At 69.6% G+C, this 6,817-nt stretch carries 8 protein-coding genes; 5 read left to right on the top strand and 3 right to left on the bottom strand.

All coding sequences use genetic code 11. The features are described 5' to 3' along the window. The first annotated feature begins 16 nt into the window (after positions 1 to 16). On the top strand, positions 17 to 151 hold the full coding sequence (locus tag AC2W7C_RS11710) for a hypothetical protein (protein WP_486001595.1): 135 nt from the start codon (positions 17 to 19) through the stop codon (positions 149 to 151). On the opposite strand, the gene lepB is transcribed toward AC2W7C_RS11710, so the two are convergent. After that, entirely contained in the window at positions 135 to 881 is a 747-nt protein-coding gene (gene lepB, locus AC2W7C_RS11705; RefSeq protein ID WP_486001594.1) for a signal peptidase I, read from the bottom strand. The two genes, AC2W7C_RS11710 and lepB, sit on opposite strands and share 17 nt — an antisense overlap. A gap of 416 nt (positions 882 to 1,297) precedes the next feature. Between lepB and AC2W7C_RS11700 the strand changes: the two genes are divergently transcribed. Together AC2W7C_RS11700 and AC2W7C_RS11695 are read left to right on the top strand one after the other, a co-directional pair. Further along, on the top strand, positions 1,298 to 1,894 hold the full coding sequence (locus AC2W7C_RS11700; protein ID WP_486001593.1) for a 2OG-Fe(II) oxygenase: 597 nt from the start codon (positions 1,298 to 1,300) through the stop codon (positions 1,892 to 1,894). Between the two features lie 60 nt (positions 1,895 to 1,954). Further along, positions 1,955 to 2,422 (top strand): hypothetical protein, encoded by a 468-nt coding sequence (locus tag AC2W7C_RS11695; protein WP_486001592.1) that lies wholly within the window; start codon positions 1,955 to 1,957, stop codon positions 2,420 to 2,422. Between the two features lie 69 nt (positions 2,423 to 2,491). Here AC2W7C_RS11695 and gltA read toward each other — a convergent pair whose 3' ends face one another. Both gltA and gltX read right to left on the bottom strand, forming a co-directional pair. Further along, positions 2,492 to 3,793, bottom strand: coding sequence for a citrate synthase (gene gltA, locus AC2W7C_RS11690; protein ID WP_486001591.1), 1,302 nt, complete (start codon positions 3,791 to 3,793; stop codon positions 2,492 to 2,494). A gap of 65 nt (positions 3,794 to 3,858) precedes the next feature. Continuing rightward, positions 3,859 to 5,271, bottom strand: coding sequence for a glutamate--tRNA ligase (gene gltX / locus AC2W7C_RS11685; protein ID WP_486001590.1), 1,413 nt, complete (start codon positions 5,269 to 5,271; stop codon positions 3,859 to 3,861). 275 nt (positions 5,272 to 5,546) lie between these two features. Between gltX and AC2W7C_RS11680 the strand changes: the two genes are divergently transcribed. Further along, a complete protein-coding gene (locus tag AC2W7C_RS11680) occupies positions 5,547 to 5,702 on the top strand; it encodes a hypothetical protein (protein ID WP_486001589.1) in 156 nt (51 codons plus the stop codon). A 47-nt stretch (positions 5,703 to 5,749) separates the two neighbouring features. Further along, positions 5,750 to 6,817, top strand: a 1,068-nt coding sequence (locus tag AC2W7C_RS11675) for a ComEC/Rec2 family competence protein (protein ID WP_486001588.1), incomplete at its 3' end; no start/stop codon positions are given.

The raw sequence follows: 6,817 nt of genomic DNA, 5'->3' as shown, positions 1-6,817 counted from the left end.
CGCCGCGGCGCCGTCCATCGCCGGGGCGCCGGATCGGTTCGGAACCCTGGACGCCGACGGCGACGGTTCGGTGAGCCTGGCCGAATTCGGCGGTCTGGACGCCGACGGCGACGGCCGGGTCACCCGGGCGGAGTTCAGCCGAGGCCGGTGAACATCCGGCCGCCGCGCAGGCTGAGCCACGTCCACGGTTTGAACAACGATGCGCCAGGCCGCCAGGAGGCGACGATGAAGCGCGCCCTGCCGACCAGGTTTTCGGCCGGGACGAAGCCCATGCCCACGCCCTGGGGCCAGCGGCTGTCGGCCGAGTTGTCGCGGTTGTCGCCCATCACGAAGTAGCGGCCGGCCGGAACCCGATAAGTCTCGGTGTCGTCGCCGGGCCGCCCTGGGCCCTGGTCGAAGACGGCGTGGCGGCGCCCGGCCAGCGTTTCGTCGAAACGGGCGACCGGCAGGCCGCTCTCCGGGTCGACGGCGTTCGGAGCCGTCAGCGTCCGGACCACCGCCCTGCCGTTGACCGAAACCACGCCCCCGGAGATCTGGATGCGGTCGCCGGGCAGGCCGATCACCCGCTTGATCACGGCCTCGGCCTCCTCTCCGGGCTTCTTGAACACTACGATGTCCCCGCGGGCGGCCGGACGGGCGAACACCTGGCCCTTGAAGAGCGGCGCGCCGAACGGCAGCGACCAGCGGCTCCAGCCGTAATCGAACTTGGAGATCACCACATAGTCGCCGACCAGCAGGTTCGGCTCCATCGAGGCGGAGGGGATGGTGTAGGGCTGGAACAGCAGCACCCGGACCGCGAGAGCGGCGGCCAGGGCGACGGCGACGGTTTTCAGGGTGTCCAGGAGGTCGTGGGATCGGGAGGGGGCGGTGGGCTGGGTCATGAAGGCCGAGGGAAGAGAACGCCCTCGACCTCGGCAACGAAAGACGTGTCCGGACAGCCTGCGAATCGTGTCCGGACGGTCCGCGCGGGCCAGGCCGCTCGCCAGACGGCGGCGCTGGACCGCTTGGGCGATCGCTCGAAAGATCCGTCGCAACTGGCCGCGGACGCGGTCTTGCAGGTCATCGTCCGGAAGGCCGCGGCGAAGCGGCAGATTTCCAAACTTTAACTTGCGGCGCGGGTCCCGCCGTCGCCTTTGTGCAGCCCGCTATCAGAGGCTGTTTCGTGACCGGTCCGCTCCAACTTCGCCTCAACCCGAGGCTTCGACCGGCCGCCTACAGGCCCGTCTTCGAGCGGCATGGGCGTCTCCACGTCCCGGGCTTCCTCGACCCCCCGTCCGCGACCCGTTTGTACGGCGCGGTGGCGGACGCCGACGACTGGACCCGGTCGATCCACGTGACCAAGGGCGAGGATCTGGACATCAGCGTCCGGGACCTGGAGGCCCTGCCCGCCGGGGAGCGAGAGCGGTTCGAACGGGGGCTCGTCGATTCCAGCGACGACAGTCTCCAGTACATGTTCGACACGGTGCGGATCTCGGCTGAGCTCAAGGCGGGCCGGACGGTGGCTGCGCCGATGCGGGCGGTGCACGACTTCATAAACGGGCCGGCGTTTCTCACCTTCGTCGCCCAGCTGACCGGAGATCAGCGACCGGCCTTCGCCGACGTTATGGCGACCCGCTACCTGCCCGGACATTTCCTCACCGCCCACGGCGACGAAAACCCGCTGGAGCGACGGCTCTACGCCTATGTGCTCAATCTCACGCCTGACTGGCGTGCGGACTGGGGCGGCGTCCTGATGTTCCTCGACGAGGACGGGCATGTGGCGGAGGGCTATGTGCCGGCCTTCAACGCCCTGAACATCTTCTCGGTCCCGCAGACCCACGCGGTCTCCATGGTGACGCGGCTGGCCCGGACGCCGCGTCTGTCCGTCACGGGTTGGATCCACGCTCGGGACTGAGAGACCGCCGAGATTGTGACCGACTTGCGGCGATGAGTTACAGGCCTGTAAGGTTGGGTCATGGACCCGGCTCGCCAAAGCTTCGACGACACGCCCTCGATCCGGCCGGTCCGGCTCGCCCCGCTCGAGCCGCCGCCCGCGGTCCCGGATCTCGACTGGAGGGACGAAGGGTGTTTCCAGCGGGCCGTCCCGCCGGCCTCGCTGATCGAGTTCGCCGCCGCCGCCCTTCGGCGGGCCGGTCTCCGCATCGACGGAGAGGCCTCGCTGATCCGCCATCAGGCGGCGGGCCGAGGCCTTCCCGAGGAGCCCTCCGCGGCGCCGTTCGGATTCGCCCTCGACATGAGCGGCTCGCGACATGCGGTGGACGGCGGCGTGCTGTTGTTCCGCGACGAGGGAGAGCGGGTCTTCGGCTGGCGGCCGGAGGCCGGCGCCCTCACCATATGGAGAGGCGAGACGCCCGACGTCACCGAGCTGGCGCCCGGCGCGCCCCCGCGGATCACCCTCGTCGGCGGGGCGGCCGGCCTCTAGGGCTTCGACAACAAAAACCCCGACGGCCGATGAGCCGCCGGGGTATGGAGTCGACCTTCCTTCCGAGCGTCAGCCGCGGTTCTGGATCGGCACGTAGTCGCGCTCGGTCGGACCGGTGTACAGCTGGCGCGGGCGGCCGATCTTCTGGCCCGGGTCGGCCATCATCTCCTGCCATTGGGCGATCCAGCCGACGGTGCGGGCCAGGGCGAACAGGACGGTGAACATCGAGGTCGGGAACCCCATCGCCGACAGGGTGATGCCCGAATAGAAGTCGACGTTCGGGAACAGCTTGCGTTCGATGAAATATTCGTCGTTCAGCGCCACGCGCTCCAGTTCGCGGGCCACCTGCAGCAGCGGGTCGTTCGGATCGCCGACCGCCTCCAGCACCTCATAGGCGCTCTCCTGCATGACCTTGGCGCGCGGATCGTAGTTCTTGTAGACCCGGTGGCCGAAGCCCATGAGCTTGTATTTCTTGGCCTTCACGCCCTCGATGAACTCGGGGATGCGCTCCGGCGTGCCGATCTCCTTGAGCATGTTCAGCGCCTCCTCGTTGGCGCCGCCGTGCGACGGGCCCCACAGGCAGGCGATGCCGGCGGCGATGCAGGCGAACGGGTTGGCGCCTGACGAACCGGCCAGGCGGACGGTCGAGGTCGAGGCGTTCTGCTCGTGATCGGCGTGCAGAATGAAAATCCGGTCCATGGCGCGCGCCAGGACCGGATTGACGACGTAGTCCTCCGCCGGCACGGCGAAACACATGCGCAGGAAATTCTCGGCGTAGTTCAGGTCGTTGCGCGGCGAGATGAACGGCTGGCCGACATGATACTTGAACGCCCGGGCGGCGATCGTCGGCATCTTGGCGATCAGCCGGATGGCCGAGATGTTGCGCTGCACCGGATCATGGATGTCCAGGCTGTCGTGGTAGAAGGCCGAAAGGGCGCCGACGGTGCCGACCATGATCGACATCGGGTGGGCGTCTCGGCGGAAGCCTTCGAAGAAGCGGTCGAACTGGGCATGCAGCATGGTGTGCATGGTGACGTTGCGTTCGAATTCCTCGTACTGCGAGGCGGTCGGCAGTTCGCCGTGCAGCAGCAGGTGGCAGACTTCGATGAAGTTGGACTTCGACGCCAGCTGATCGATCGGATAGCCGCGATGCAGCAGGACGCCCTTGTCGCCGTCGATGAAGGTCAGAGCGCTTTCGCAAGCCGCCGTCGAGGTGAAGCCCGGATCGTAGGTGAAGGCGTCGGTCGCGCCGTACAGCTTGCGGATGTCGATGACGTCGGGGCCGGTGGAGCCGGCCAGCACGGGCAGATCCACCGACTTGCCGGCATAGTTGAGGGTGGCCGTTCCGGCGGGTTTGGCTTGTTCTGTCATGTCAGCCCCTTGTCATGCGGCGGCCTCGCGCGGGGAGGCGGCGGACCGCGTTTCGTTTGTGAACGTCACTTAGTCTGTTGCAGCGCATCATCCAAGCGCCCGAGGCTTTCTTCCCGCCCCAAGGCCGCCAACGTTTTCGCGATGTCCGGCGATGCGCCGCCGCCGGTCAGGGCCGCGCGGACCGCGGGGCCGATCTTGCCGAAGCCCACCGCTTCTTCTTCCGCGAAGGCCTTGAGCTCGGCCTCCAGGGCGAAGACGTCCCAACTGGCGAACAGGTTCAGGCGGTCGCGCAGCCGTCCGATCCGCTCGCCAGATTCGCCGGACAGCAGACCGCGGCCCTTTTCGTCGATGGCCAGGGGGCGGGTCTTCAGGACGAAGGCGGTCTGATCGGCCAGCTCCAGCACGGTCTTGGCGCGGTCCTTCACGAACGGCATGGCGCGCAGCAGGCGGGCCTCGTCGTCGGGTCCCAGGGCGTGGCCGCGGGCCAGGTGGACGTCCAGCGACAACTTGGCCAGCCGGTCGTCCTCGGCCAGGCGGATCCAATGGGCGTTGACGTGGGCCAGCTTGTCGAAATCCAGCCGCGCCGGCGCCTTGCCGACGCCGTCCAACCCGAACCACTCCCGCGCCTGGGCGTCCGAGAACAGCTCGTCGTCGCCGTGCGCCCAACCCAGGCGGGCCAGGTAGTTGCGCATGGCCTCGGGCAGATAGCCCATCTCGGCGTACTCGTGGACGGCCTGGGCGCCGTGCCGCTTGCTGAGCTTGGCCCCGTCGGGCCCGTGGATCAGGGGAATGTGGGCGAAGGTCGGACGGTCCCAGCCCAGGGCGTCGTAGATCAGGGCCTGGCGGGCGGCGTTGTTCAGGTGGTCGTCGCCGCGGATGACGTGCGTCACGCCCATGTCGTGGTCGTCCACCACCACCGCGAGATTGTAGGTCGGAGCGCCGTCCGAGCGCAGGATGACCAGGTCGTCCAGGGCGGAGGTTTCCCAGCGCACGGTCCCTTGGACGGCGTCCTCGACCACCACAGGGGCCTGCAGGGGGCGGCGGAAGCGGACGGTGTGCGGCTTGGAGAGGTCGTCGACGGTTGGTTCACGATCCCGCCAGGGGGATTCGAACGGCTGGCCGGCCGCGCGGGCGGCGTCGCGCAGGGCGCCGGTCTCTTCAGCGGACAGGAAGTCGCGGTAGGCGTGGCCGGTCTCCAGCAGCTGGTCCGCCACTTCGCGGTGGCGCTCGGCGCGCGAGAACTGGAACACGGGCTCTTCGTCGGCGAACAGCTCCAGCCAGCTCAGGCCGTCGAAGATGGCCTTGACGGCGGCGTCGGTGGACCGTTCGCGGTCGGTGTCCTCGACCCGGACGAGAAACTTCCCGTTGTGCCGACGCGCAAACAAAAAGTTGAAAAGCGCGGTCCGCGCGCCCCCTATGTGCAGATAGCCGGTGGGCGAGGGGGCGAAGCGGGTGACGACGGTGGAAGGGGAGGTCATATCAGGCGTGTCCGGTCGGGCCGCCCTTATACCGCCCGACGCCGCAAAGCCCAGCATGCGGGATCGGACCGGTGCGTTTCTGGCCGATCAGATCTTCGCCCAGAGCTTGCGCTGGCGGTTGTGGGCGCCGGTGGCCCTCGGCGGCGGCTGCGCGGTCTATTTCGCCCTGAAGGCCGAGCCGTCGGTGTGGCCGCTGACCATCACGGCCGTGATCTCGTCGGCGGCTTGGCTGGCGGCGCGGCGCCTGGGCGCGCGTCGGGCGTTGGAGCCTGGGGTTGCTGATGATCGCCTGCTTCGCCCTGGGGCTGGCGGGGGCCGCCGTGCGCACGCGAGCGGTAGCTGCGCCGATCGCGCCGGCGCTCGCCGAGCCCACTGTGATCGAAGGTTGGGTGGTCGATGTCGACGGTCCGGGCGCGGCGGGCCCCGTGTGATCCTGGCCCCGGTCCGCATCCGGGGCCTGGCTCCTCAGGACACGCCAGTGCGTCTGCGCGCCACGGTCCGCGGCCGCATTCCTGAACCCGGCGAACCCGTCCGGCTGTTCGCGATCCTGAATCCGCCGCCCGCCCCGGCGGCGCCCGGGGCCTACGATTTCGGCCGCAACGCCTTCTTCCAGCGAATGGGCGGGGTGGCCTTCGCGCTCGGAGAGACGCGCCCCGCCCGGCTGGATCCGCCACCCTGGAGATTGAGGGCGGTGATGGCCATCAACGACGCCCGGTTCGAACTGGCCAAGCGCATCGTGGCGCGCCAGGGCGAGCGGGCCGGCGGGGTGGCGGCGGCCATGACGACGGGCCACGAGGCGTGGTTGGACCCGGCCCAGGTCGACGTGATGCGCGATTCCGGCTTGGCGCACATCCTGTCGATCTCGGGCCTGCACATGGCGGTGGTCGGCGGGTTCGCCTTCTTCCTGGTCCGGCTCCTGGTAGCGTGCTGGCCCTGGCTGGCGCTGCGGGCGCCGGGCAAGAAGATCGCCGCCTGGGCCGGCTTGCTGGCGGTCGGGGTCTACCTGGTGGTGTCGGGATCCCCGCCGCCGGCCGAGCGGGCCGCGATCACCGCCTCGATCGCCTTCCTGGCCATCCTGCTGGATCGGCAGGCGATCACCATGCACGCCCTGGCGGTGGCGGCCTTCGCCGTCCTGCTGCTGCAGCCGGAAGCCATCGTCACCCCGGGCTTCCAGATGTCCTTCGCGGCGACCGCGGCCCTGGTGGCGCTGGTCGAGGCCTGGCCGCGGCGGCCGCGCGAAATCTCCGCACCCTGGCCGATCCTGGCGGTCCAGAAGGCCGGCGCCTGGATTGGGGCGGCGGTCCTGGCCAGTCTGGTCGCCGGCGCGGCCACCGGGCCCTTCGCCATGCAGCATTTCAACCGGACGGCGCTCTACGGCCTGGCCGCCAATCTGGCGACCGCGCCCTTGTCGGACTTCCTGATCATGCCGGCGTTGGCCCTGGGCGCCCCGCTGGAGCCGCTGGGCCTGGGCGCGCCCTTCCTGTGGGCGGCGGCGCAGGGCATCGAACTGATGCTGGCGTCGGCGAGCGGGGTGGCCGCCCTGCCG

This window comes from Brevundimonas sp. CURTG3B2_SDJG, assembly GCF_057364705.1.
This window is presented reverse-complemented; position numbering and strand designations above follow the sequence as displayed.

Coding starts and splice junctions, on each gene's coding strand:
- lepB (WP_486001594.1), bottom strand. CDS start 881: ATGACCCAGCCCACCGCCCCCTCCCGATCCCACGACCTCCTGGACACC.
- AC2W7C_RS11695 (WP_486001592.1), top strand. CDS start 1,955: ATGGACCCGGCTCGCCAAAGCTTCGACGACACGCCCTCGATCCGGCCG.
- gltA (WP_486001591.1), bottom strand. CDS start 3,793: ATGACAGAACAAGCCAAACCCGCCGGAACGGCCACCCTCAACTATGCC.
- gltX (WP_486001590.1), bottom strand. CDS start 5,271: ATGACCTCCCCTTCCACCGTCGTCACCCGCTTCGCCCCCTCGCCCACC.